Here is a 631-nt window from a genome sequence, read left to right as displayed (position 1 = left end):
GCTTTGATTGATTTGATACCTTTGCGTAAGGAAAATAAAGATGTGTCATTACGTGAACTTATACGACGAGTGTTTGAGTATGATTAAATGAACTATCACCAATACTACCCAACTGACATGTTAAATGGCCCCGGTATACGGAATGTTCTATTCGTTGCTGGGTGTAATCACGGTTGTAAAGGATGTTATAATGAATCAACTTGGAACCCAAACTCTGGTTTCAAATTTACACAAGAAATTGAAGAGACAATCATACAGGATCTCAAGGATGAACGTATCGTTAGGGATGGCATCACGTTCTCTGGAGGAGACCCTCTCCATGAACGAAACATTGATACGTTATTGTCTCTCGCACGACGTATACGGGAAGATTGCCCGACCAAGACAATTTGGTGCTGGACTGGATACACTTTAGAAGAACTCGCCAATGACAAATCTGAAGTTGGTTTAGTGCGTTGGGAACTGGCAAACACCATAACGCATCTTGTTGATGGAAGATTTGAAATTGATAAACACGACCCGTCACTTCATTTCCGTGGATCGTGGAATCAGAAAATTTATGAAATGCCATCACAAAAAGATGTGACACCGGATGATGTTCCTAAACGTGCTACTTTTGATAAGATTGAAT

General features: G+C 40.3%; 1 protein-coding gene. It reads left to right on the top strand.

Annotated features, from left to right (window positions below):
- Positions 1 to 117: 117 nt before the first annotated feature.
- Positions 118 to 631: anaerobic ribonucleoside-triphosphate reductase activating protein (nrdG, locus tag N1032_RS26085; protein ID WP_259543535.1), on the top strand; the 514-nt coding region annotated here is incomplete at its 3' end.

Origin of the sequence: Herbiconiux daphne (genome assembly GCF_024979295.1) — a bacterium.
Lineage (GTDB): Bacteria > Actinomycetota > Actinomycetes > Actinomycetales > Microbacteriaceae > Herbiconiux > Herbiconiux daphnes.
This window is presented reverse-complemented; position numbering and strand designations above follow the sequence as displayed.